Source organism: Desulfosediminicola ganghwensis (assembly GCF_005116675.2).
Classification (GTDB): domain Bacteria; phylum Desulfobacterota; class Desulfobulbia; order Desulfobulbales; family Desulfocapsaceae; genus Desulfopila; species Desulfopila ganghwensis.
In genome coordinates this window covers 1,927,211-1,953,541 of sequence record NZ_CP050699.1, presented here as the reverse complement: position 1 = coordinate 1,953,541, position 26,331 = coordinate 1,927,211, and the positions used below count along the sequence as shown (strand labels likewise).

19 protein-coding genes, 2 tRNA genes and 1 pseudogene are annotated in these 26,331 nt (G+C 48.4%); 14 read left to right on the top strand and 8 right to left on the bottom strand.

What is annotated here, in order from left to right; translation table 11 throughout:
- Positions 1 to 123 precede the first annotated feature (123 nt).
- The gene (locus FCL45_RS08240; RefSeq protein WP_167495912.1) at positions 124 to 1,122 is read left to right on the top strand and encodes a peptidoglycan DD-metalloendopeptidase family protein; all 999 of its coding nucleotides are present in this window, start codon (positions 124 to 126) and stop codon (positions 1,120 to 1,122) included.
- 71 nt (positions 1,123 to 1,193) lie between these two features.
- Positions 1,194 to 1,610, top strand: a complete 417-nt coding sequence (locus FCL45_RS08235) for a bactofilin family protein (RefSeq protein WP_228721457.1) — start codon at positions 1,194 to 1,196, stop codon at positions 1,608 to 1,610.
- A 47-nt stretch (positions 1,611 to 1,657) separates the two neighbouring features.
- Here FCL45_RS08235 and FCL45_RS08230 read toward each other — a convergent pair whose 3' ends face one another.
- Complete coding sequence (locus FCL45_RS08230) at positions 1,658 to 1,888, bottom strand: hypothetical protein (protein WP_176360011.1); 231 nt, start codon at positions 1,886 to 1,888, stop codon at positions 1,658 to 1,660.
- Positions 1,889 to 1,911: 23 nt separating this feature from the next.
- Here FCL45_RS08230 and FCL45_RS08225 point away from each other — a divergent pair, with 23 nt between their 5' ends.
- Positions 1,912 to 2,697, top strand: coding sequence for an ATP-grasp domain-containing protein (locus FCL45_RS08225; RefSeq protein ID WP_136799669.1), 786 nt, complete (start codon positions 1,912 to 1,914; stop codon positions 2,695 to 2,697).
- 202 nt (positions 2,698 to 2,899) lie between these two features.
- On the opposite strand, the gene FCL45_RS08220 is transcribed toward FCL45_RS08225, so the two are convergent.
- The gene (locus FCL45_RS08220; protein WP_136799670.1) at positions 2,900 to 3,220 is read right to left on the bottom strand and encodes a TusE/DsrC/DsvC family sulfur relay protein; all 321 of its coding nucleotides are present in this window, start codon (positions 3,218 to 3,220) and stop codon (positions 2,900 to 2,902) included.
- A gap of 547 nt (positions 3,221 to 3,767) precedes the next feature.
- Here FCL45_RS08220 and FCL45_RS08215 point away from each other — a divergent pair.
- Complete coding sequence (locus FCL45_RS08215; RefSeq protein WP_136799671.1) at positions 3,768 to 5,663, top strand: peptidylprolyl isomerase; 1,896 nt, start codon at positions 3,768 to 3,770, stop codon at positions 5,661 to 5,663.
- 362 nt (positions 5,664 to 6,025) lie between these two features.
- Positions 6,026 to 10,195, top strand: a complete 4,170-nt coding sequence (locus FCL45_RS08210; protein ID WP_136799672.1) for a DEAD/DEAH box helicase — start codon at positions 6,026 to 6,028, stop codon at positions 10,193 to 10,195.
- A gap of 135 nt (positions 10,196 to 10,330) precedes the next feature.
- Here the strand turns inward: FCL45_RS08210 and FCL45_RS08205 are convergent, their stop codons facing one another.
- Positions 10,331 to 11,983, bottom strand: a complete 1,653-nt coding sequence (locus FCL45_RS08205) for a hypothetical protein (protein ID WP_136799673.1) — start codon at positions 11,981 to 11,983, stop codon at positions 10,331 to 10,333.
- Between the two features lie 900 nt (positions 11,984 to 12,883).
- On the opposite strand from FCL45_RS08205, the gene FCL45_RS08200 reads away from it, so the two are divergent.
- The 4 genes and pseudogenes from FCL45_RS08200 to FCL45_RS08185 all read left to right on the top strand — a co-directional run bounded on the left by FCL45_RS08200 (position 12,884) and on the right by FCL45_RS08185 (position 14,997).
- Complete coding sequence (locus FCL45_RS08200; RefSeq protein ID WP_136799674.1) at positions 12,884 to 13,060, top strand: transposase; 177 nt, start codon at positions 12,884 to 12,886, stop codon at positions 13,058 to 13,060.
- A gap of 240 nt (positions 13,061 to 13,300) precedes the next feature.
- The gene (locus FCL45_RS25240; protein WP_136799675.1) at positions 13,301 to 13,594 is read left to right on the top strand and encodes an IS3 family transposase; all 294 of its coding nucleotides are present in this window, start codon (positions 13,301 to 13,303) and stop codon (positions 13,592 to 13,594) included.
- Positions 13,557 to 13,832, top strand: coding sequence for a DDE-type integrase/transposase/recombinase (locus tag FCL45_RS08190; RefSeq protein ID WP_136799676.1), 276 nt, complete (start codon positions 13,557 to 13,559; stop codon positions 13,830 to 13,832). Before FCL45_RS25240 ends, FCL45_RS08190 begins: the two co-directional genes overlap by 38 nt.
- 159 nt (positions 13,833 to 13,991) lie before the next feature.
- Positions 13,992 to 14,997: pseudogene (locus tag FCL45_RS08185) on the top strand (IS110 family RNA-guided transposase).
- Positions 14,998 to 15,101: 104 nt separating this feature from the next.
- Here the strand turns inward: FCL45_RS08185 and FCL45_RS08180 are convergent.
- The 5 genes from FCL45_RS08180 to FCL45_RS08160 all read right to left on the bottom strand — a co-directional run bounded on the left by FCL45_RS08180 (position 15,102) and on the right by FCL45_RS08160 (position 21,943).
- Positions 15,102 to 16,556, bottom strand: coding sequence for an IS4 family transposase (locus FCL45_RS08180; RefSeq protein WP_217907577.1), 1,455 nt, complete (start codon positions 16,554 to 16,556; stop codon positions 15,102 to 15,104).
- Positions 16,557 to 16,676: 120 nt separating this feature from the next.
- Positions 16,677 to 18,131, bottom strand: coding sequence for an IS4 family transposase (locus FCL45_RS08175; RefSeq protein ID WP_217907577.1), 1,455 nt, complete (start codon positions 18,129 to 18,131; stop codon positions 16,677 to 16,679).
- A 713-nt stretch (positions 18,132 to 18,844) separates the two neighbouring features.
- Positions 18,845 to 19,309: a cereblon family protein gene (locus FCL45_RS08170; RefSeq protein WP_136799886.1), complete on the bottom strand. Its 465-nt coding sequence runs from the start codon at positions 19,307 to 19,309 to the stop codon at positions 18,845 to 18,847.
- A 111-nt stretch (positions 19,310 to 19,420) separates the two neighbouring features.
- Positions 19,421 to 20,980, bottom strand: coding sequence for a uroporphyrinogen-III C-methyltransferase (cobA, locus tag FCL45_RS08165; protein ID WP_136799885.1), 1,560 nt, complete (start codon positions 20,978 to 20,980; stop codon positions 19,421 to 19,423).
- Between the two features lie 282 nt (positions 20,981 to 21,262).
- Positions 21,263 to 21,943 (bottom strand): adenylate kinase, encoded by a 681-nt coding sequence (locus FCL45_RS08160; protein WP_136799884.1) that lies wholly within the window; start codon positions 21,941 to 21,943, stop codon positions 21,263 to 21,265.
- A gap of 390 nt (positions 21,944 to 22,333) precedes the next feature.
- Here FCL45_RS08160 and FCL45_RS08155 point away from each other — a divergent pair, with 390 nt between their 5' ends.
- From FCL45_RS08155 to FCL45_RS08135, 5 genes are all read left to right on the top strand, one after another.
- Positions 22,334 to 23,638, top strand: coding sequence for a homoserine dehydrogenase (locus FCL45_RS08155; RefSeq protein WP_136799883.1), 1,305 nt, complete (start codon positions 22,334 to 22,336; stop codon positions 23,636 to 23,638).
- 12 nt (positions 23,639 to 23,650) lie between these two features.
- The gene (locus FCL45_RS08150) at positions 23,651 to 24,868 is read left to right on the top strand and encodes a cofactor-independent phosphoglycerate mutase (protein ID WP_136799882.1); all 1,218 of its coding nucleotides are present in this window, start codon (positions 23,651 to 23,653) and stop codon (positions 24,866 to 24,868) included.
- A 6-nt stretch (positions 24,869 to 24,874) separates the two neighbouring features.
- Positions 24,875 to 25,321, top strand: a complete 447-nt coding sequence (locus FCL45_RS08145) for an acyl-CoA thioesterase (protein WP_136799881.1) — start codon at positions 24,875 to 24,877, stop codon at positions 25,319 to 25,321.
- Between the two features lie 64 nt (positions 25,322 to 25,385).
- A tRNA-Met gene (locus tag FCL45_RS08140) sits at positions 25,386 to 25,462 on the top strand.
- A 589-nt stretch (positions 25,463 to 26,051) separates the two neighbouring features.
- Positions 26,052 to 26,128 (top strand) — tRNA-Met (locus FCL45_RS08135).
- The last annotated feature ends 203 nt before the right edge of the window (positions 26,129 to 26,331 follow it).

Here is a 26,331-nt window from a genome sequence, read left to right as displayed (position 1 = left end):
AATTGTACTTTGCTGGGTATAGCTATATAGGTTTTGTGGCAATTTCAAGTCATTTGCACGATATATGTAGTTGATATTGTAACAATGGCTCATCAATGTACAACCTTTTTAACAGAAGTTACAATGAACGAACGGCTGCATATTATTATAATGGATGAAAAGGGGAAAATGCTCAAACTCCCCCTGGAGACTAAACGGCTCATCACCTACCTTATCTCCGCCTCAGTAGCAATAGTCATTCTCGTAACATCCTCCCTTTTTTCCTACTCCCTCTTTACCAATAATCGCTCCTTGGATAAAAAGCTCGCCGAGCTTCAATCCAAGGTAGACAGCAGCGATGAAGTTATAAGCGAAATTCAACAAAAAGCCACCACCGAACTCAACGAACTCAATCTGCAGATTGCCTCCCTCAGAATGGATAAAGCCGAACAGCAGGCGGCCTTCAAAGAGGAGAAAGAGCTTCTTATTTCAACAGCAGTGAGTGAGCTCGAAGAACGCAGTGTCCTGATAGAAACGATCATGCACAACATCGGTGTAAAGGTCCCGGCCCCAAAATCATCCAAAGGTTCACAAAATAGCGGTGGTCCCTTTATCGAGGCCAACCCGGGCATACAGGATGAGCTTCTTTATAAGGCAGACAAATACACCAAACTTATCAAGCAGATCCCCCTCGGCAGTCCCGGAACCGGCCCGATCACTTCTCGCTTCGGTGCGCGACAGGACCCTTTCAACGGCAAGCGCAGCGTCCATGAAGGTCTGGATTTCAGAGGCAAGACCGGAGATAAGATATACGCCACAGCAAATGGTGTCATCAAGCGTGCATTCACCAACGGCAGTTACGGCAAATACGTCGAAATAGATCATCTGAATGGCTACACTACATCTTTTGCCCATATGCACAGTTTCGTTGTGCGTAAAGGCGATCGCGTTCAGCGCGGACAGCTCATCGGCCTGGTAGGCAATACCGGACGCTCAACAGGCCCCCACCTGCACTATGAGGTCAAATACAGAGGGAAACCGGTTAACCCGATAAAGTATATTCAAATTGCTAATTTGCTCAAACCAATAGAGGCCAAGCGGCCACTGGTTAAAGCCACCAAGAGCAAAATAGTCATAAAATAATTTTCTTGCGTCAATAGATAAAACCAAATAGCATTGCCATGTTTTCAAAAAAAAATAATCCCCAGGAAGAAATGCAAAAGGCAGAAAGCGAAGCTATAGCCTCGATTATCGATAAGACCATGACTATTACCGGTCAGATCTCCTTCCGGGGGAAAACCCGAATTGATGGAGCCATTATCGGTGACGTCAATGGAGAGCATCTCGTATTGAGTGAGACTGGCAAGGTAACTGGTGACATTGTAGCCAGTTCTTTCAACTGCTTCGGCACCCTTGAAGGCAACGTTCAAGCCGGCCTGATCACCGCTCGTAAAAACTGCTCTATTCACGGCAGACTTGAAGCAGGCAGCCTTACTGTTGAGCCTGGCGCAAGTATCGATGGTGAAATTAAAGCAGCTACCAAAGAGCTTTCCGAGACTATTGGTAAAAAACCGACGCCTGCTGCCAAAGCGACCACCCCGGCAGTTGAGGTTCCGGCCAAGAAAAACTGACCCGGTATTTCCAGATTCGTGAAGTAACGGGCAATTGAGAAAGAAATTTATTCTTCAGCCCTATGCCTTTTTCTCAAACCAAAGTAGCGAATCGGTTTAAATGTCCGATTTGTGGTAATGACAAGGATTTCTTTGAGATCACTGACGATGTCATTACCACAACACATTATGTACAGAACCCGGATGGCAGCTTCACCATTGAAGACCGGAATTCCCAATCCATGGGAGATATCAAACTCTTTTGCGGAAACTGCGATGAAGATCTCACCTCCTATCATCAGCGGTTCTCGGAGATGATCTTTTGACCGATCAATCAGTCAGAGTCATCGACAATAATGAATTTTTATTTCAAAACTATCAATCACTCACCTCCTGGCACATAGTCAATTGCCGGCTCCGCCTCATCCCGGGTGAAGAACATCTGCTGATTGACCTCCTCAAACGCGGTATAACGCTGATTCCTTCGGCATCCGCGCAGATCACCAGTCGTTCAAAAGTTCACCAGGCCCGCATTTACAGCGACTTCATGTTGCCCAATACTGTAGCAGTTTATGATGCAAACAGCTTATTGGAAGCAACATCTCTATTTACCAGTCATTCTGTTACGGAAGTAGTCCTCAAAAGAGATCGCAAAAACAGCGGCATAGGCATTCACAGGTTCTCAAACATTGAAGATGTTTACAACCTGGCCACATTCTGCGATATCGAGTTCCCCTTCGTCATTCAACCCCTGGCCCGTGGCTTTCGTGACATTCGCGTGATCCTGCTCGGAGAATACACGGAAGCGTACGAGCGAATAAACAACGGTAATTTTCGCCGCAATCTCCATTGTGGCGGTTCAGCCGCACCTGTTGAAATAACCGACGAGATCAGAGGATTTTGCAGGGACGTGATGGAGCGTGGAGATTTCCCATACGCCCATATAGATTTGATGCTCTTTGATGAAGAGTTGAACGGAAAAACAATCTATCTCACCGAAATCAACCTTCGTGGTGGACTTAGAGGGGCCAGGATAAGCACACCTGACTACCAGAGCCTTACCAGGTCAGTACATGACCGACTGGTCAGAGAATACCTGAACTCTTAAGATGGGCCTCGATTTCCCTTCAGGCCAGAAAATAGTGCCGCAAAGATTTTGCCAACCGGCAATAGTGAACTGATCCCTTAAAATTCCGGCGCAATGGTCGCAAAAAACTCGCGTACCTGACCATAGCCTCAAAAAAAGGGCAAAAAAAAGGGGGTACCGCTTAAGGCACCCCCTTTCAAATCGCGATCTAAATTCTTACGAATTAGACACAACCGGTAGGCTTAGGAAGGCCAGCCATTTTACAAGCTCCCTTACCTGGTCCTGACGGGAACAGCTCGTAGATTCTCTTCAGTGGGAAACCAGTGGTCTTGGAGAGAATACGTACCATAGGAGCGATACCGTTCTTCTTGTAGTACTCCTGAAGAGCGTCAATTACTTTCTGATGCTCATCGGTCAGGTCGCTGATACCCTCAGCACCTTTTACATAATCTACCCAGTTGTCATTCCACTCATCCATACCTTTGAGCAGGAAGCCGTCCTCGTCTACTGTGAAGCTACTTCCATTATGTTCGATTGTTGGCATTTCAAACCTCCTTGAAATTTTATGTTATGGCTTACACCGTTATTAGGCTCTGCTGAAAACTAATATGGCTTATTACTATAGCGAAAAGGGTTTGTCAAGTGAATGACGGATCATTTCTGACACCCATTTTTACTCTTCTTCAACCATGCGAAATATTGATGCTAATCGACAATTGGCGTAAAATCCAACACGTGCAGATTCATCGATTCCGATAACCTTGAATTGAATCGAATATACGGGTGATAAACTAACACGTCCGTGTTGCGGAATATCAATAGACGATTTTACTGCCTATCTGGCATATGTCCACAACTTTTTTAAGGTATCACTCAAGATTTTTTTTATCACCTTTTTCCAGCACCAAAAGGTTACATTACTGACATTTTCTCTCTTACAATGGTACAGTAGCCTTTCTGATTTTTCCTTGCGAATAAGAAAAAGAAAGAGTAAATCCAACATTTATTTTGTTACTCAATGAATTCTACGAGATGTGTCCGGCGTATGGCCCGGTACATCACACATAATCCAAGCCTAACTGAAAAATCTCATGCTGCAGATACTTCGTAATAAAGCCCAATCAATCGTTATTCAGGCGATTGTCGTCATCATAGCACTCGTTTTTATCTTTTGGGGTGTTGGTTCCAATCTGGATGGAAGTCGTGAATCGGCTATCACCGTAAATGACGAGGAAATCTCCTTCCAGGATTTTCAGATGGCCTACGACAGGGCACATCAGAATCTCGCTGCACAATTCGGCGGCACCCTGCCAAAAGGACTTGCTGAATCTCTTGGTGTCAAGGAACAGGTTATTAGCCAACTCGTTCAGGGTGCTTTGCTCCGCCAGGGAGCAGCTGATATGGGTATCGTCGTCAGCGGTGAAGAAATTCAGGAAACAGTCAAGAGCATGCCGCAGTTTCAGGAAAATGGCTTGTTCAATATTGAAAGATACGAGTCTCTTCTTGCCGCAAACGGACTCACTCCGGTCAAGTTCGAGAGCAACCTGCGCTTTGATATGCTCGCTGAGAAAACAATCAGGGAGATCAGTAAGTTCGCCGCATTGACCAGTGAATACGAAGTCCAGCAGCTGTACCGTCTGGAAAACGAAAAGGTGGCTGTAGATTACGTTCGCATTACCCCTGATCAGTTCACCGACTCCGTTAAGGTAGACGAGGAAGAACTTGCCACATGGTTCGCTGAGGTCCGTGACAACTACCGCAGCAAGCCAATGATGAAACTCAGATACTTCGACTTTTCTTTCTCTGAAGTCGGCAAGAAAATCAATATCGACAACGCCCGCGTTGAAGAATACTACAGCAATAATATTGGCCAGTTCACCACCCCCGAAAAGCGCCACGCACGACACATTCTGCTGACAGCAAACGCTCAGGACAACGAGGAACTGCACCAGGAGAAATCTCAGAGGGCCAAAGAGATTGCAGAACTTGCCGCGGCAAGTGACGATTTCGCGGAACTCGCCCGCCAGTATTCAGAAGGCCCCAGCGGCCCTCAAGGCGGAGATCTTGGATTCTTCAGTCAGGAGCAGATGGTTCCGGAATTTGGTGATGCTGTTTTTGCCATGCAACCCGGTGAAGTCAGCGAGGTTGTGAAAACCGCCTTCGGTTACCATATTATTAAACTGGAGGAGATTCAGCCTGCGGTTACCAAAACTCTTGATGACGCCCGCCCGGAAATCGTAGCGACCCTGCAAAATAAAGAAGCGCAGTCAATGGCCTTCCAGATGGCAAACGGAGCCTATGAGGGCATTATCGGCGCAGGCTCCATTCAGGCGTATGCGGAAAACAATCCAACCCAAACCCTGAAAGAGTCTGACTTCTTCGCCGAGAGCGCTCCACCAGCAGATGTGACCCTCGATGCCCAGGCCCTTGCCAAAGCCTTTACCCTTAAAAAAGGTGAACTCAGTTCATTAATTAAGACTGACAACGGCTACGCTATCGTCTTTGCCGACGATATCAAGGAACCCGAGACTCCAACGCTTGAGGCAGTTCGAGACCGCGCCACTGAGAATTTTGTTGCCGAAAAAGCTGCAGAAATGGCCGGCCAGGCCGCGGCGGATTTTACCGTAAAACTTGCCTCTGAAGCTTCTTTTGAAGAGGTTGCCAAAGAAATGGGCATATCCATACTCAACTCCGGTCTGCTTCAACGCAGAGCGCAGGAACAGGAAAACAGCAATTTCCCGGCCACTCTCACTCAGCAGGCATTTAAACTCACTAAAGTTGAACCCTACAGTGAGGAACCTGAGCTAGTCGGAAGTGCTTACTACATCATGTCCTTAAAAGAACGTCAGTCTCCCGAAGTTTCCGGTGAAGAAGATCTTGAACCTTACCGTCAGGCGCTTCTTCGCAGCAAGCAACAGGAACTGCTGACAGCATTTATTGACAACCTTGAAAAAGACGCCGTGGTCTCGGTCAACAAAAACATCTAATAAATCTCGGCGTATAAACTGAAATATCATTAAATATTGCAGCTCCGGCTGCCCGAACATGTTTCATTCCCGTCCCTGTTACTTATTGTGGTAGCAGGGACATTTTGTTTGCTTGATAAAGAATATGTACTTATAAGCATACACACCCTTGTAGTTCATATCTCCCGAACCTTTTTAGTTTCGTACTGTCGAGCAGGTTGTAATACCTGATAATAGCTACGGCTCTACCGATTAAATAGGGAATTTACCCTTTTTTTGGTTCTCTTGCATCGGCGGGGATGATATAGTGCAATGCTTCTCCCCCTCCATTTTCGGGGAAAACAGAAGCTATAATCAGGAGTATCAATTCAATCATAATAATCATGCCAACCGACACCCCTCCTCTTGAACAGTTAGATAAACTTCCTTTTTTTGAGCAGTCCCTCCTTCAGTTTTTATCAATTGTTTACGAGCCTGCCCATACTACCTTGCTGGTTAATTGCCTGCGTAAACTCGATTTTAAAAATCCAAGAGGAAACCGCCCTACTGCAGCGAATCTCAACCACTATTTCTCCAAGTTCGAACAACTTGGGCTGTTAAACGCCGAGCGTCAGGTTATCCCCGAACTCGTCGAGGTGTTAAGCAAGAATGCTGTGAAAGAGGGAACCTTTGCCACATACGCAAATGCCATCCGCAAAGAGGCTCCTGTCTCCTACTATTACGGAAAGTGGTCTACCAGGTGTTGGCGTGCCGTTCGGGAAATGCGCATTGGCATATACACTCAGGATTTTGATCTGATCGAAGAGGCTGCAGAATTTTTAAGCACCCAATGCAGCGAATTGGTAGGCGATATGCCACCCACTGTTCAGGTTGCAACCAGCCCATTTGACGCAGAATGGATTCGCAGCCTGCCAACATCGTTCCAGTTCTACCTTTTCAGCAGTGTCTTGCAACATAGCCAGGCGCACCTCAAGCCGGCAACCGACATCTTTAATTTCCTTTCGGATGAGAATGAATTCAAACATCTTACCGATGATGAAATCATCCCTTTCCGCCGACTGCTTTTCAATCAACTGCTCTTTCGCGGAGAGCTTGCCAAAGCCGGAGAGCTCATCGATAATTCGCCTGATTCCTTCCATGGCACAGGCGCACTCGGCACGGTTCAGTTTCTGCTTGGCGCCGACGATAACGGGATCGCCGCATTTGATGCGGACAAAGCATTTCTGCAGGAACTCACAGGCTCTGAACGTGTAGCATTTTTCGGTCCAACCGGTCTGTTCTATATTCTCGCCCTGCTCAAAGGTGCCGAGAAAGAGGCGTATAGCGCTATTGCAGACCAGATCAGCAACACCCTGACTCTTTTCCAAAACTCCACAGAGACTGAGGCCTATGAGCACCTCGCTTTTGTGATGAGCTCGCATCTGAATGCGGTTGCACCCGATGAAGAACCGGCTATCGACGATGTCACCCAGCTCTCCAGTCTCTCTGCCGTCTTTGCCGGCCTCTGTCAGTATTGGCTCAACAGTGCCATAGACCCGGAGCTTGAGAACTTCATAGTCGACTCCTACACCAGGGCCAAAGAAAACGGTTACCAGCTCTTTGCCAGTATCTTCACTGAATTACTTGCCAAAACCCTGCACGCGTCGGATGAATACCAAGAGGCCCGCGCTCGTATAGAGCAGGAACTCGGCATCATCCCGCTGCTTTCCATCCTGGAGCCGGAGGAGCCATGGAAAAGAAGTCTTGAGGCACTTATCCATGCCACCACCACCGCAAAGGAAGAGCCCCAGAAGACAGTCCGTCTTATCTGGCTGATCGACGTAAATGGCAACACCGCCCAGCTCAGCCCAAGGGAACAGAAACTGTTGCCGACCGGGAACTGGTCCAAAGGTCGTCCTGTTTCACTCTCGCGGCTTTACCAGAGCAGCAAGCTGACCTTTCTCACCCCACAGGACCGAAAGATCTGCAACGCAATCAAAAAAATCCAGAACGCAGAGACCCAGGGGGTCAACTACAACTTTGATATAGACAAAGCACTGCTGGCAATGATCGGCCACCCTCTGCTCTTTCTTGGCCACTCGCCGACCACCCCGGTTGAACTGATCTCCGGTGAACCGGAACTGTTGGTCGAAGAGCGCGGCGACCTTTTGCATATCTGTTTCGCCCAACCCATCACCGCAGATAATATTGCGCTGTACAAAGAGACTCCCACCCGGATCAAAGTGATCAGGATCAGCGACAATCATCGCCGGATCGCACAGATTACCGGCAAAGATGGTCTTACCGTCCCCAAATCTGCCAGCGAACATGTGCTGACCGCCATCGGGAACATCTCCTCTTTTATGACAGTTCACTCTGCCATAGCTACAGACCGGCTGAGCAACGAGCGTAATGACATCACCTTTGTCGAGGCTGATTCAACCATCTATATGCACCTGCTGCCCTACGGCACCGGCTTCAGGCTCGAGATGTTTGTCAAGCCATTCACCGAGGGAGGACATTACCTCAAGCCTGGACAAGGTGTAGAAAATATCATGGCAGAGGTAAACGGCAAGCGTCTTCAGACTCGCAGAAACCTCGCCCTTGAAGAAGAAAAGGCACGTGATATTGAAGAGTTGTGCCCCATCCTTGATTTAGCCATGGATCTCGAGCAGGAAAACGACAGGGAATGGCATTTACAGGACCCGGATGACTGCCTCCAGGCTCTTCACGAACTTCAGGCTATCCGTGACAAGGTAGTAATCGAATGGCCCGAGGGTGAAAAACTGAACATCACCCACCAGGCTTCCATGGAAAACCTGAACCTGAAGATCCGCACCAATCGGCACAACTGGTTCGCCATGAGCGGTCAACTGCAACTTGACCAGGATACGGTCATCGACCTCAAAGACCTGCTCACCAAGATGAAAAACTCATCCGGTCGTTTCATCGAGCTAGGTGATGGCCAGTTCCTCGCTCTTACCCAGGAGTTCATACGTCGCCTCGATGAGATGAACATCTACTCTGAAGGGATGAGCGATGATGACGAAAATGAGATCCTCATCCACCCACTGGCTGCAATGCCTCTGGAAAAGCTCGCTCTAAGAGCGAATACACACGCCGACAAGGGCTGGAATCAACAGCTTGATAGAATACGTGACGCCCAGAATTTTCTGCCCAAGGTGCCATCGACATTGCAGGCGGAGCTTCGCGATTACCAGTTCGAGGGTTTCGCATGGCTGGCGCGCCTGGCCGAATGGGGTGTGGGCGGCTGCCTTGCCGACGATATGGGCCTGGGCAAAACCATCCAGTCCCTGGCTATCATCCTGAAAAACGCCACTAAGGGACCTTCGCTCGTCGTAGCGCCCACCTCGGTTTCCACCAACTGGATGAGTGAGGTGGTTAAATTTACTCCAACCCTCACTATCAAAACCCTGGCAGGCAAGGACCGCAAATCGATTATCGAGGGGCTCGGCCCGTTTGATCTGCTCATCACCACCTATACCCTGCTTCAGCAGGAAGAGGATCTGTTGAGAGAAGTCCAGTGGCAGACAGTCATTCTCGATGAAGCACAGGCAATCAAAAACGCTGCAACCAAGCGCAGCCGTGCTGCAATGTCGTTGCAGGCCAAGTTCCGCCTCATCACCACCGGCACCCCGATTGAAAACCATCTGGGCGAATTGTGGAACCTGTTCCACTTTATCAACCCCGGCCTGCTTGGCTCGCTCAATAGCTTTAATGAACGTTTTGCCATCCCCATCGAGCGGTTCCAGGATCGGGAAGCACGCCTGAAACTCAAAAAACTGATTCGCCCATTTATTCTGCGCCGTATCAAATCGCAGGTTCTCGACGAGCTGCCATCACGAACCGAGGTTACTCTCAACGTGGAGATGAGCCCCGAAGAGTCGCATTTTTACGAGGCGCTGCGCCAGAACGCCATCGATATTCTGGAAAACAACAAAGAAAAGAAAGGCCGTCACCTGCAGATCCTGACGGAGATCATGAAGCTCCGTCAGGCCTGCTGTAATCCGCGCCTGCTTGATGCTGACACTACGATCTCCAGCGCCAAGCTCAAGGTGTTCTCTTCTGTTGTTGAAGAACTCATCGAAAGCCGTCACAAAGTCCTGGTATTCAGCCAGTTCATCGGCCACCTGAAGATTATTCGCGAGTATCTCGAAGAAAAAGGTATTTCCTACCAGTACCTGGATGGTGCCACCAACTCCAAGCTTCGAAAAGATCGGGTTGAAGCCTTCCAGGCAGGCCAGGGTGATGTGTTCCTGATCAGCCTCAAGGCTGGCGGACTCGGCTTGAACCTCACTGCGGCGGACTACGTTATACATATGGATCCGTGGTGGAACCCTGCGATCGAGGACCAGGCCTCAGACAGGGCTCACAGAATCGGCCAGACTCGACCGGTTACCATTTACCGTCTGGTCTGCAAAAATACCATTGAGGAAAAAATCGTCAGGCTCCATCAGGAAAAGCGCGATCTCGCAGGGAGTTTACTGGAAGGCAGTGACATTAGCGCCAAGATGAGTTCTGAGGAACTGATCGATCTCATCAAGGAGACCTAAACAACCGCTCCTTAGCCCGTATCACCAATAGCAAAGGCCGGAAGATCATCGCAGATCTCCCGGCCTTTGTTTGTTCAATTTCTCACCTCCAACGAATGAATTGAGTCCTCCTGTCTTTTCCTTCGTATTCTTACCTTAATGGCCACCACCGCCGCCGGAGGAGACGACCTTTGTTGTTTCCTCTACCTCATCGTTTGACGAATTCACATCCATACCTGCGGTATCAATGATTGTCGCTTTCCATTCGATGATACAGGGAACCTCCACAGCTGGGACAAAGTCAGCCCAGGTATAGTTGTAGCCAGCCGGAAGAGCCGCTAGTTCTTCAGCTTCACCAAAGCAGTACTTTTCATTGTAAAATTCTTCCTCCTCACCCACTTCAAGCGCCACCACCGATACACAACCGCTTGCCGCAGCCGGGCCGGCATTATGGACCGTTACGATGACCTCCCGATCCTCAGCAAGTGTGATCATGCGTTTCGGAACCTGCAGCCCGGAATATTCGCTGATACTGAGATCAAACCAGTCTTCTGCCTCGACCTCACATACCATCGGTGTCGCCATGGTCTCAGGAACCTCCCAGGTGTGGACGAACTCGATGGTCGCGCGGGTGTCATCAGCGGCCTGGACAAAGCCGTTTATGCCGCTAGCTTCTAGACCCGGATCAGCAACTAGCTCAGGCACTGCCCCCAGAATTTGCCCTTGAACCACATCAAGGCCCCCCGTGCTGTTTGGCGCGAGATACTCGAAAACACCATCTTCGGGCGCTGCTGCAGGGATATACGCAGGAGAAGGTAGATAAGTAAAGTTATTCGCCCTGTCATATGAAAAAGTACCACCGTCCTCCCAAAAGGAATCAAACATTAAATAATACTTGTCAACTTCTGTCATTACCCCCTTAACTTCCTGCCGCACCGTGATAAAATCATTCTCAAAAAGAGCACTACCGCCATCTGCAGTGAGACCAAAAATTTGATTTATGTACCAGAGCATGTCCACGGTGAGCTCGCCCTCTTTATCCGAGGACGCGCCAAGGCCGCGCGCCGCCGTCATGGCTTTCTCCTGAGCTGTCGAGCCAATGTCTATATTGTCGTCCAGCTTTCCGTCTTTCATTATCTTCCAGTATATTGCCAGATTCTGGAGAGGTGAGTCTATGGCATGAGTCTCCACCACACCATCGCTGAGCAGGGTGGCATCGGTGTACACGAGCTTGCCTGTGCTGTGTGCAGGTGAAGTGTCATTACTCGTCACCTCGCCATCGCTTACCAGGGTGCTGTACACAAACCTGCCTGCAGCATCCCTGAAGAGGCAGCCTGCCGTGGTCAGGCTATACAGGGCCTCCTCCAACTGCTCCTCCAGCACATCAATCGGGGAGCGCATTAGGTTAATCCGACCAAACTCAACCTCCATCTGCAGATGTTCATACTCTGGTTTCGCTGTACAGGTGTAGAGATCCAGGGGCACGAGATAAACGCCCTCCTCGGGCTCTTCACAGTCATCACAATCCTCTGAAGCGATAGGTTGGAGGCACCAACTTTCCCCATATGTCATACAGACCCCATCACTGTTATATTCAATACAAGTTTCCTCTGTATTTTTAATGGGAACTCCATTAAGATCCCGGTAGAGAACAACCTGATCACCATAGTCCGGCACATCATCATTACCACCGCCGCCACCACCACCACCGCCGCCACCACCGGGTGCAGACATGACGGAAACACCTCCAGATAAAATCATAGCAATGGTTAGGATAATCACTACAATGTAGCAGTTTCGTTTGCTCATGATGTACCTCCATATTACATTTGATAATACGTAAAAGAGACAGCGTCGTACCAATCTATCAACCCTCTGCCCCCGTATTCAACCAACGGGGAAGCGGCAACCTGTTCGTTGAACCCGACGGTTATCAACCCAGCTTCCTCGTTCGAGAGTACAGCAGTATCGTTATGCCATGTTTCAATATCAAAAGGCGGTAATCCCCCGTTCTCAGCGCACGGCAACACATCGTGTGCAAAGCCAATTAGGCCAGAATGTGGGGTTGTTGAATTTAAGCGTTGTGTATACGCATTCACCTCAAAGCTCCAGGAACTCCTGGGCGGTTGAGTTCTTGGTCTCGCCTGACAACGAAAAGGGGATGACATGGAAACCCGAAAAGGTCACTCATTGGATAGGTGCTGTTCTTTCTTACGCCACCATGGTCGTCCCTTTGAAGTATTTTATCGAAAGGGGTTACCAAAATACATCCTTTTTTTGAGCATAAAATGTGTAATACGTGGCACTTCAGCCGATTTCACTGCTCTTGATCGAGACAGAAAAGATAATTGATGCAGGCCGATAGACCGGCTGACACCATGCATAATCCACCAGCTAAAAAGTGAATGGTATACGTATAAAAATTGGGAAGGAATACAGGCTCAGAGACAGTTAGGCTCCATACTTTGAGGAGATAGCTCCCACTTGAGGATTATTTACAGCCGCCAGGGCTGAATGCTTGTCATTGACCGCTCATGGGTATCAGCGGTTGAACGCCTTTTTACGGATGGTGCGACAACGCCACCTCAGCCCGCCAGCCAGGCACTTCCCACCTGGCTTCTGGTCCCACCCACAGAGACGGTCCCATGTATTCGGAACACCCTTAAGTTTACATGCCAGCAATTCCTCAACATGCTGCATTGAGGGTCTATGAAAAGGAAAAGACGAAAACATACAGCAGAGTTTAAGGCCAAGGTTGCCCTTGAAGCCATCCAAGGGCTAAAAAACCAGAGTGAGATTGCCAAAGATTTCGAGATCCACCCGGTAATTGTCGGGAAATGGAGGAACGAGTTGTTTGAGCGTATGCCGGAACTGTTTCCCAACTAACCCGATAACGATGCGCAAGCCAAAGACAAAGTTTCGCTAGAGCGCAAAGCCGACCCATTGACCATGGAGTTGGAATTTCGCGAAAAAGAAGTACGAGCAGTTGGGGATTCCTTTGAAAGGGCGAGACAAATAGACTGGAATTCTCAACTGAGTATCCGTCGCCAATGTGAGTTACTCAAAATTCATTGATCAAGACTGTATTATCAGCCCAGGAATGAGTCAGCTGTCAACGAGCGGCTTATGAGGCTGATTGACAGGATTCACCTTGCGGATCCTACAATAGGACCCAAGCGGATGAGCAAGTACTTTCGCCGGGTAACGGGTATCAGAATAGGTCGGAAGCGGGTACTGCGTCTCATGGGTATTGAGGCGATTTACCCTCGTAGACAGGCAACTATTCCAGGCAAATCATCTTACATATACCCCATATCTCATAGGAAGCTTGTCGATAGTACGGCCCAACCAGGTATGGGCCGAAGATATCACCTAGGTGCCAATGAGAAAAGGTTTTGTGTATCTCTTTGCCATAATTGACTGGTATTCGCGAAAGATAATCGATTGGGAATTATCCACAACACTGGGTACGGAATTTTGTCCACGTTGTCTCAAGCGAGCGGTAATCAAACAAGGAGTACCGGAAATATTCAACACAGACCAGGGTTGCCAATTCACCTCAGAGAAGTGGGCGTCCCAGTTGAAAGAGTATGGAGTTGCCATCAGCATGAATGGTAAAGGTCGCTGGATTGACAATGCGATAATCGAACGCTTCTAGAGGTCGATCAAATACGAAGATATCTTTCTGAAATCGTATGAGACCCCAAGAGCGCCCGCTAAAGGTATTGATAACAGTGAAGGCCTCCCTTTCGCTCCGAACCTATTTCGGTACGATTGAGGTTGTTCCAAGGCAAACTCAAACAAAGGAGACCTTCACATGAGATTTTTCACAAAACAACACCAATTTTCCTGCGGCATAGATCTTCACACCAACAAAATGTACCTGTGCATCATCAATGCCCAAGGAGAAATTGTATTTCACCGGAATATTAACACAAATCCGGATGCATTTCTTCAGGCAGTTCGACCTTATAGACAAAATTTAGTTGTTGCCGCAGAATGCATGTTTGCCTGGTACTGGCTCGCCGATCTGTGTCATGAAGAGGGGATTCCCTTTATCCTTGGGCATGCCCTCTATATGCGAGCAAGCCACGGAGGAAAAAGCAAAAACGACAAGATTGATTCCCATGGCATATGTCTACCCTAAAGAAATGAGGGCCGCACGTGACCTCTTGCGCCGACGTAATCACTTCATGAGAAAACGCGCAGAACTCTTTGCCCACACCCAAAACACTGCTACTCAGTACAACCTGCAGGAACCGCTTGGCAAAATCGCCAAGCCTCACAATAGAGACGGGGTTGCTGAACGATTTGACGACCCCATTGTACGAAAAAGCATAGAAGCCAATATGCAAATGGTGGCAGCATACGACGAGATCATACATTCTTTGGAGCAAGACATTGTCATATGTGCTCAACATCATGACCCGGTCGCCTATGCATTGCTGCAAACAATCCCTGGAGTTGGCAAGATCATTGCCTTGGACATCCTTTATGAGATAGAAAATATTTATCGGTTCCCCAGGGTTCAGGATTTTTCGTCCTATAGTCGGCTGGTCAAATGCGCAAAACAATCAAACGGTAAACTCTCAGGCTCATCCGGAAAGAAGATCGGCAATGCACATCTGCGCTGGGCATTTTCACAAGCTGCGCAACTCTTTCTTAAACGCAATGAGCAGGAAAAAAAGTATCACGAGAAGCTGGTACGAAAGCATAATAAGAGCAAGGCCATGTCAATTTTGGCCCATAAACTTGGCAGAGCTGTCTATTTCATGCTCAAAAACCAGAAACCTTTTGATATGGAGAAATTTCTCTCAACATAGATTGGAGGGAACAGGTGAACCCGAAAGCTAACTGGGGCTACCTGAATAGTAGATCAGGCGCGAAATTTTCATCGTAACGGAGGACCGACCCGAATGGCGCTAGTTTAAGCCTTTTTTTCATATCTGCTCCGATGCTGTATTTCGACCATTTCACTCCTAGGTTTGTTGAGTAACTGATAAGGTTTTGGTCTTCGCTTAAGACACCGCGGATCGCTTCGTCCAGGCCTGTCGAAAACTTTGCAACGAGCCACGACAAAGGATAAATCTGAGAGCATGTTTTGTCTTTCATTTGTGCTCAACCTAGAGGACCCCAACCGTGGTTCCCAACTTCTAATAGCCTGTAGACTTCCTTTGAAACTGATAGACCGGATATCAATGTCTACCAGCTGTGTCGCTTGTAACATTATGCGCCGGATGCAGTTGTACGCTATGAAGTACATTAAAATTTCTTTCTTTATCATTTCAGGCGATTGGCACCGGAGGATATCAAATCCCATCGTTGTCTTGATATCACGAAAGAAAAGTTCGACATCCCAACGCTTAAGGTATAACGCTGCAATTTCGTCTTTCAGGTACTGATCTTGATCGATTAGCGTGGTAACAATATGAAATTCTTTTGTTCTAAACCCTGATTGAGTCACCTTTACTTTGATTTGTCTCATAACGAGTTTGTCGGGAAGGTCCTCCCAGGTTTTCCGCGAATACGACACCATTTCCCTGTATACTGGTTTTTTCCATTCAATCAGTAGATCATCAGGAGCGAATTCTTTAATGCAGTTTTTCCTACCGACTGGTTTTCTACGAGCAAGTGTTATCACACTATCAACACAGCGTTTTTTCAGCTCGGCTAAATCGAAGTAACTACAAAAACCTTTATCACCAAGAAAGATATCACCAGCCTCAAAGGTGGACCACTGCTTACGGAACAATGGAAGTTCGTTACTCTTTTTATTACCGATGGCATAGCTGAGCATTGTTCCGGTTTGCAATGAAAAGTATGCGCATATTCGTGCTGAGGGGAAGCCGCATCCTGGTTTCTGGTTCGATGACTGTGGCCAAAGCTCTTGATTTTCTGCTGTATCCGCCATTGTAACACCTGTCCCATCAACAACAATTACCTGGCGATCATTTAATGAATGAGATGCACGTCGTGCTCCGGACCATTTAGCAGTATGTTGAAACACCTCAACAAGCAGATTTTCATCTAATTTCTTACGTGCACAGCAATATGAAGCGGTAGATGATGATGGAAGCCGAAGGCCGTGGTTAGATGCATATGATTGCAACTTTTTTACAGCTTCTCTACATCCACCGTCTGCATCAAGGACTTGGCCTAAGAAGGACCAAAAAGTGTTTTCCTTGGTAAACAAACGTCGTCTGCTCATCTTTCCCGAAGGATCCTGTTTGAGCAATTTCGTGGGAATGAATTGCCCAAAAATCTCTCCTATCTGTTTAAAAGAGTTCTGTCTGAGGGAAGTGATTTTTCGAGCAAATTTTTGTTGTTGGCTATGAGGTTTTCTACCTCGTTTGGGAAGGTGAAAACCGGGCAACATTGGCATGATTTGGTGTTGGTTTCGCATAGCAAATTATACCAATTTTTGCCAATATATTCAGTTGCTTTTCACCTATAAAACACGCTTAAACTAGCGCCATTCAGGACCGACCCGAATGGCGCTAGTTTAAGCCTTTTTTTCATATCTGCTCCGATGCTGTATTTCGACCATTTCACTTCTAGGTTTGTTGAGTAACTGATAAGGTTTTGGTCTTCGCTTAAGACACCGCGGATCGCTTCGTCCAGGCCTGTCGAAAACTTTGCAACGAGCCACGACAAAGGATAAATCTGAGAGCATGTTTTGTCTTTCATTTGTGCTCAACCTAGAGGACCCCAACCGTGGTTCCCAACTTCTAATAGCCTGTAGACTTCCTTTGAAACTGATAGACCGGATATCAATGTCTACCAGCTGTGTCGCTTGTAACATTATGCGCCGGATGCAGTTGTACGCTATGAAGTACATTAAAATTTCTTTCTTTATCATTTCAGGCGATTGGCACCGGAGGATATCAAATCCCATCGTTGTCTTGATATCACGAAAGAAAAGTTCGACATCCCAACGCTTAAGGTATAACGCTGCAATTTCGTCTTTCAGGTACTGATCTTGATCGATTAGCGTGGTAACAATATGAAATTCTTTTGTTCTAAACCCTGATTGAGTCACCTTTACTTTGATTTGTCTCATAACGAGTTTGTCGGGAAGGTCCTCCCAGGTTTTCCGCGAATACGACACCATTTCCCTGTATACTGGTTTTTTCCATTCAATCAGTAGATCATCAGGAGCGAATTCTTTAATGCAGTTTTTCCTACCGACTGGTTTTCTACGAGCAAGTGTTATCACACTATCAACACAGCGTTTTTTCAGCTCGGCTAAATCGAAGTAACTACAAAAACCTTTATCACCAAGAAAGATATCACCAGCCTCAAAGGTGGACCACTGCTTACGGAACAATGGAAGTTCGTTACTCTTTTTATTACCGATGGCATAGCTGAGCATTGTTCCGGTTTGCAATGAAAAGTATGCGCATATTCGTGCTGAGGGGAAGCCGCATCCTGGTTTCTGGTTCGATGACTGTGGCCAAAGCTCTTGATTTTCTGCTGTATCCGCCATTGTAACACCTGTCCCATCAACAACAATTACCTGGCGATCATTTAATGAATGAGATGCACGTCGTGCTCCGGACCATTTAGCAGTATGTTGAAACACCTCAACAAGCAGATTTTCATCTAATTTCTTACGTGCACAGCAATATGAAGCGGTAGATGATGATGGAAGCCGAAGGCCGTGGTTAGATGCATATGATTGCAACTTTTTTACAGCTTCTCTACATCCACCGTCTGCATCAAGGACTTGGCCTAAGAAGGACCAAAAAGTGTTTTCCTTGGTAAACAAACGTCGTCTGCTCATCTTTCCCGAAGGATCCTGTTTGAGCAATTTCGTGGGAATGAATTGCCCAAAAATCTCTCCTATCTGTTTAAAAGAGTTCTGTCTGAGGGAAGTGATTTTTCGAGCAAATTTTTGTTGTTGGCTATGAGGTTTTCTACCTCGTTTGGGAAGGTGAAAACCGGGCAACATTGGCATGATTTGGTGTTGGTTTCGCATAGCAAATTATACCAATTTTTGCCAATATATTCAGTTGCTTTTCACCTATAAAACACGCTTAAACTAGCGCCATTCAGGACCGACCCCATATGCAGCATCACATCCCGGTGAAAATTATATGACCTGACACTACGGCAACCACAAGTTTTGATTGGTCACCTGTTCTGCTCCTCGTACATGCAAGGAGATTGAATTTCTTGGAATTGGTTCTACCCCTTCCCCGAGCTCGCACATAACTAAGGAGGGCCTGTATGGACTACCTAGTTGTTTTGAATGGGACGGCACAAGGGTACATAATTGTTTCTAGGTCGCAGGGAAATAAACCACCCTGCAACTGGAGTCGATTCATTTTAAGTGAAGTGGGATTGCGGGCTATTTAATCTGCCAGGTTGCTACCTGGTCGGTAACTGCAAATGATTCGACAAAGGTCGGAACCTCAATAAGTGTTTGGTGTAGGACCTGCCTGCAACCGAATATGAAACCCAAGCTGGAACTATTGTCCAATGAATTGAATCACTTTGAAAAAAAACAAGAGGGAATTGCCCCTTTCCTGTTAATAGATTTCTTTGGCCCTTGACATACTGAGGCCTTCTAAGTGTTAGCTATATCGAGAGAGATAACACCATAAGGCCACATGAAATCCTATCAGATCAGACACCAGATGAGGCCTACTGCGAGCAACAGAGGAAAGCCTACCCCTGTGCCAGATGCTTCAAAATTAAACCATAGAAAGTGCGTGCGCCTGAAAATTGCCAGCCCAGATGCGTGCCGCATCTGGCACAAACCGCAACCCGCCAGGCATAACCGGAAAACCATGAAAAATCAGAACTGGCGTCTCCAAACAGCGCCACTCCGCTCGCCTCAGCAAAGCAACCAAGCTCAAAAACAATTCCGGCAGGATTGAAAAATGTATGGCGATGGGAACCATTCATCTCGATACTTTGTTTTTCTGAAGTAATCGTATAACTGCAAACCCGGCAGAGCAGGACACGGTGCTCCTCACTCTCTTCTTGGTCCTGGTCATCAACCTCGACCACACGTTGTTCCGCCCCTTCGGGGGTGTCACGAAGATACCGGATATGTTCGGGAAAAGGAAAGGGTTCTGCAAGCGACAGGTTCGTCTCTGCAGACAGAATTTGATGAGGTGTTACTGACATATAGGCTCCATGTTACAACCTGTGTTGGTGGACAACCGGCGATAATGGACAATATGCAGAAAGCTTCGACACAGGGGCTGATAAAATCAGCCCCTGTGGTTTTAGACTATACTAGTTCTGCTCGGTAAAGAAGTTGGTGATTGCATCCACCAACGCCTGAATGGTGTATTCTTGCGGCTGAATATCTACCTTCAAGCCGTTGTCGGTAACGGTCTTGGCGGTAATCGGGCCTATGGCCGCAATCTTCACACCAGCCAGCAGCTGCTGCAATTCTTCACTGTCTTTAGCTTCAACCATGGTCAGGAAGTTACGTACGGTTGAAGAGCTGGTAAATGTTATCATATCAACATCACCGGCTTCAAGGTCCTCACGCAGAGCATCCTTTCGTCCCTGGGGCGGTATATTCTGGTAAACCGGTGTTACAGTCACCTGGGCACCAGCTCCCCGCAGAGTCTCGGGCAGAATTTCCCGGGCCTGTACTGCTCTGGGAATGAGAATGTTACGCCCCTCGACACCCTGGTCGAGCAGACTCTCGGCGAGTCCCTCTCCGGTGAAGACACTGGGGATAAGATCAGCGTTCAGACCGTACTGCATGAGGTAATCTGCGGTCGACTTGCCAACCACACCGATATCCGGGCCTTTCAGGTCACGCGCATCCAGGCCGCGCTCAAAGAGACGATCGAAGAAATATTTCACACCGTTGAGCGAGGTAAAGAGAATCCAGTGGTACTCATTCAAACGCTCCAGTTCACCGTCAAGCACATCGTAGTTCTCAACAGGCTCGATGTTGATGGTTGAGTACTCAAGACAGTTTGCCCCGGCTTCCTCTAAACCTACCATCAGTTCGCTGGCCTGCTCCCTGGTCCTGGTAACGATAATTTTCTTGCCGAACAACGGCCGTTTCTCATACCAGTCAGTGACCTCTTTCAGCTTGACCACGTCGCCTACGATAATCAAAGATGGTGGGGTAATACCAGCATCGCGAACAATATCCGTAATGGTCTCCAGATTGCCCACAACAGAACGCTGTTCCGGGGTGGATGCCCAGCGTACCACTGCGACCGGAGTCTTGGGGTCACGACCATTCTTGACCAGATTCTCGACAATGGTTGGCAGGTTCTTGATACCCATATAAATTACCAGGGTACCAACGCCGGTGGCCAATTTAGCCCAGTCGATATTGGAGTTCTTCTTGGTTGGATCTTCGTGGCCGGTCAAAAATGCTACAGAGGCAGTGTAGTCGCGATGGGTTATCGGAATACCTGCATAAGTAGCTGCCGCAGTTGCGGAAGTTACACCTGGTACAACCTCGAAAGGAACCCCTGCCTTGAAGAGTTCCTGTACCTCTTCACCGCCTCGACCAAAGATGAATGGGTCTCCACCTTTGAGGCGAACTACTACCTTGCCTTCCTTGGCGTAATCGACCAGCATCTGGTTGATCTCTTCCTGGGTATGGGTATGCTTTACACCGCCACGCTTGCCGGCATAAACCAGCTTGGTGGTCTTAGAGACGTGCTTGAGCAATTTCTTGCTCGCCAGATAGTCATAGACCAAGACCTCTGCCTTCTCAAGCAGGTATTTTCCTCGCACTGTAATGAGTCCGGGATCACCAGGTCCAGCACCTACGAGATATACTTTTCCAACTCTGTTGTTCTTCGTCTGTTCTTCCATAATGAAATACCGATAAACTCCTTACATCGCGGAATCTATCTATGGTCGTTTGAGCGACCTGTAATATTGTTGGGCACTTGGCCCATATACCATAAAAGGCCATCGGGACACTTCCGGTACATCCGACACCCTATGACCTGTCTCCCCGTTTGGGGTTCGATGTTATATAACGCCTCAGCAGTAAGGCAAAAAATAAGGGCACACCTTAAACCTGCGGGTATGCCCTTGTTTGAACTATAAACATGAAATCCATCAATTCTATCAGGATTCCCAAGCGGCTTTCTACAGCTCGCTCATAATGGACTCGGTCACTTCACCGATGGACTTGGAGCCATCTACGGAAATTACTTTCGGGCCGCTGCCGTTCTTGAAGTAATTTACAGCTGCCATGGTACCGGTCTCTTCGTCGTAATAGATGCCGTGGCGCTTATCGATAGCGTCTTCGTCCTGATCGTCAGCACGGGTATTCAGATCGCCACCGCAAACACGACAAACAAGCTTACCATCTTTTTCCACCGGCTTAATAGCGTCGAAAGCGATGTGATTCGGATGGTTATTGTCGTTTACGCAGAGACGACGACCCATGATACGCTCTTTGGCGATGTCACGATCGAGAACGATCTCGATTACATAATCGAGTGCCAGTCCTTCTTTTTCAAGAGTCTCGGCCAGAGTAACTGCCTGATCCTTGGAACGTGGGAAACCGTCAAGAATCCAACCTGCTTTACAATCATCTTTCTGCAGACGGGCAATCATCATCGGGATAGTGATCTCATCAGGAACCAGGTCACCGCGCTCGATGAATTCTTTGGCTTTCTTGCCAAGCTCGGTTCCACCACCAATGTGCTCTCTGAAAATCGCACCGGACTCGATATGAGGGATATCGTATTTTTTCTGAACGATTGCGCCCTGAGTGCCTTTACCGCTTCCATTCGGTCCGAAAACCAGGATGTTTTTACCCATTGCTTCTCTCCTTATAAGATATATAAAAATAAAAACTGTTCGCTTATTGCGCCCAGTGAAACATCGATAGAATATCCTTCCATTCGACCACACCCCGCCAGGACTTCGACGGAGGAATCAGACGGGTGAAAGTCAATAATCACAATATACTACAGATTATTATCCCACCCGAATCAAAGCAAGGCGTAAATATAGCCTAATTTCATCTCAGAGGCCAGAAAAATATCTGGCTGAACATTTTGACTTTCATCCTTAAAGCGGGTATTTTTTGCCCAATAAATGATCCTCGGAGTTCGTCAGGGGGCTCCGATCCAACATCCCCTTCAGATTGTGCACTCCCCTGCTTTTGCACCAAGTCACAAGCAAACTTCTACATTTTAGCTACAGATTATGAAACAGATCCAAGTAGGTCTTATTGGTTTTGGTACCGTCGGCCGCGGCCTTGCGCAGGCACTGCACGACCAGAGAGAGAGACTCCAGCAAAAAATGGGCGCAGATGTAGTGCTGACCCGTGTTGCAGACATCGGTATCACCGAACTCGGCGAGCCGTTCACCGACGTCACGCTGACCAAAGACGCAAACGATATCTTCAACGATCCCCAGATCGACATCGTAGTTGAGCTGATCGGCGGCATGGAACCTGCCAGAACATTTATGCTGGAGGCTATCGCCAAAGGCAAACATGTCGTTACCGCCAACAAGGCATTGCTTTCTATTCACGGCAAAGAGATCTTTGATGCCGCCGTCAAGCAGAACGTAGAGGTGGGTTTTGAGGCCAGTGTCGGCGGCGGTATCCCTATCATAAAGTCGATGAAAGAAGGTTTGGTCGCCAACCGGATCAACTCCATCAAGGGCATCATGAACGGCACCGCAAACTACATCCTCAGCCAGATGACTGACCACGGCATGGCCTTTGAGGAAGTACTGAAAACCGCTCAGGAGCTTGGATTCGCCGAGGCGGACCCAACATATGATGTGGAAGGTATCGACACCGCTCATAAGCTGGCGATCCTGATGACCATAGCCTATGGACTCGATGTGAAACTCGACCACATCAGCGTCGAAGGTATCTCTAAAATTGAACCGATCGATATCGAGTATGCCAGAAAGATCGGCTGCCGCATCAAGTTGCTGGCAATCAGCCGTAACCACATCGACAATGTCGAGGCCCGCGTGCATCCGACCATGGTACCGGAAGATCATATGCTGGCCACCATCGGCGGAGCATTCAACGGCATTCTCGTTAACGGCGATACCGTAGGCGACGTACTGCTCTACGGCCAGGGCGCAGGTATGATGCCCACCGGCAGCGCAGTTGCCGCTGATGTAGCAGATATCAGCCGTAACATCATCGCAGGGTCTATCAATCGTGTACCGGCGCTCTCGTATTTGCCTGAACACATCGGCCAGCCGACCATCACTCCGATGAGCGAGCTTGTCTGCCCATTCTATTTCCGTGTCACCGTACTCGACAAGCCCGGCGTTCTCTCCACCATCACCGGCATTTTCGGCAAGTACGGAATTTCCATTCGCTCTATGATCCAACCCGATCGTGACGCCAACGGCCCCGTTGATATCGTATTCAGGACCCACAGGGCCACCGAGGGAGCTGTTGAACAGGCAATCCAGGAGATCGACGCTCTGGAATTCTGCACCACTCCTACCGTTAAAATTCGCATGCTTAACCCGGAATAACAGCAAGCCCCTATGAAATATGTCATCCTTGTTGGCGACGGTATGGGAGACTATCCCGTCGCCCAGCTCGGCGATAAAACACCGCTCGAAGCTGCCCAGATCCCGACCATTGACGAGCTCTGCAAAAATGGAGAGCTCTTTTTGAACCGAACCGTTCCGGAGGGTTTTCCACCAGGCAGCGACGTGGCCAACATGTCCCTGCTCGGTTATGCGCCGGCCCTCTACTATACAGGCAGATCACCCCTTGAAGCCGCTGCAATGGGAGTTGAACTTGCCGATGACGAGACCGCCTTTCGTTGTAATATGGTTACCCTTGAGCGCGGCTCCGACGGCAGTGTGCAAATGGTTGACTTCAGCGCCGGCCACATCAGCAACGAAGAATCCCATCAGTTGATCACTGCCCTGAATAATGAATGCGCCAATGAGATGTTCACTTTTCACCCAGGGGTGAGCTATCGCCATCTGATGGTATTGAAAGGTGCCCATCCCGGTTTTGAGACTGTGCCTCCGCACGATTATATCGAGCAGAATGTCAGTGAGTTTTTCAACCGGTACCTGCAGGATTCCACCTGGAAAGAACTTATTGAAAAAATAGAGAAAACTCTTGCAGACCATCCTGTCAACCAGACACGGATTGCAGCGGGCAAAGCCCCTGCCAACATGGTCTGGCTCTGGGGAGAAGGAAAGATGCCCAGCGCCCCGCCCTTAACGTCACGTTTTGACATCAGCGGTTCCATGATCAGCGCCGTTGATCTGTTGAAAGGCCTTGGTGTGGTAGGCGGGCTTTCCATCCTGGATATCGAAGGTGCGACCGGCTACATCGATACCAACTATGAGGGCAAGGCCCAGGCAGCTATTGAGAGTCTTAAGGTGCAGGATTTCACCTTTGTCCACCTCGAAGGCCCTGATGAAGCTGGGCACAAGGGCAGCCTTGAGGATAAGATGCAGGCTATCGAGGATTTCGACTCCCGCATCGTCAAGCCGATTCTCGACTATCTGGTGGAGGCGGAGGAAGAGTTCAGAATGGTAGTCACCATGGATCACTTTACACCGCTCGCCATACGGACCCACACTACGGATCCGGTACCAACCATCATCTATGACTCCCGTCGCCCTACTCCCGGCTGCGGCCGCGCCTTCAACGAAAAAGAAGCAATCGCCATCGACCGCGAACTTGGCAATGGCATTGAGGCTGGTCATACAATGATCGAAAAACTGCTTGAACAATAACCTATTATGAATGAGCATATCCACAGCAGCAGCGTCAGGGTTCTGTATGGCGATACCGACGCCGGGGGAGTAGTGTACAACGCCAACTACCTCCGATACTTCGAATATGGCCGTACCGAGTTGATGCGGGATTGGGTCTGTGCCTACAGTGACATAGAGAAAATGGGCTTTGTACTGCCGGTGACCGAATGCTGGACCCGGTTCAAGGCCCCGGCCCTCTATGACGACCTGCTGACTATTGAAACTGAAATCCGCGAGCTGACCAGGCTGAAGTGCGCCTTCAACTACCGTATATATCGTGGCGGAGATAATGGAAAACGCAGACTGTTGGTAAAAGGGTACACTGTGCATGTGGCAGTGGACAGGACCGGCAAACTGACCAGACTTCCGCCCGATATCATAAATAAGATTTCGCCCTTTGCCCCGGCGAAACCGGATGATGACGAATATTAGAAATATCGTTTTCACAGTTTTGGATTGACACAAATGTTACATTAGTTATATTATTTTTTTGCAACGCGGGGTGGAGCAGTTTGGTAGCTCGTCGGGCTCATAACCCGAAGGTCGGGGGTTCAAATCCCTCCCCCGCTACCAATGCCAATGGGAAAGGCTTACGATCTTCTGATCGTAAGCCTTTTTTTATTGCTTCATCCCCCTTCTTTGAGGGAGAGCCCTAAAAGTTGAATAACCTGCCATCTACAGACCTAAGTGCCTGCCCGAAAACCTTTCCCCCTCCCAACAGCTCGCCCAGCCAGACACCATACCAGAAGCACATTACGGTCCTCGTCTTAAACGATATGCGCCACACCAAAACGACAGAGACAGAGTTGCATGATTGTGCAAATTTTCACGATAAAGTCAGACTGTTTTAAAGACACAGATAAAAGTTGTTTCTGACCCGGCGTATAACCCAGCGCGGTTGACCGACAGCACTCTCGGCCGGCCACAGTCGACTCTCCTGGACTTGCCATAGCTATTTGCCCCGACCAGCCCTGCTGTTTCGCTTCTGCCTGTTCAGTGGCGCGTGTGCTGCCTGCTGAATGTGATGCAGGAGTATATTTATTTCCCCCCTCATTATCACCCTTGTTTAGCCACTTATGAGATCAGAAGAATAATAAATACTCTTTACCTTCACAATTACGATTGACAGGAAATCCAATGGGTGTATAGTGCACCCTTCCAACGCGGGGTGGAGCAGTCTGGTAGCTCGTCGGGCTCATAACCCGAAGGTCGTAGGTTCAAATCCTGCCCCCGCTACCAAAATTTGAAAAGCGCTTATGGCAATCTGCCATAAGCGCTTTTTTTATTGGGAAATTTGTAAGCAACACCAGGTGCAAGTCTCCCTGCCTGCCCTGCCGAAAACTTTCATCCCCCTTCTTTGAGGGAGAGCCGACTTTCGCCCGAATAGTCCCCCCTGCCCCAAAGTCATACAAAACCGGCTTTGAATATGACCATTCACCACC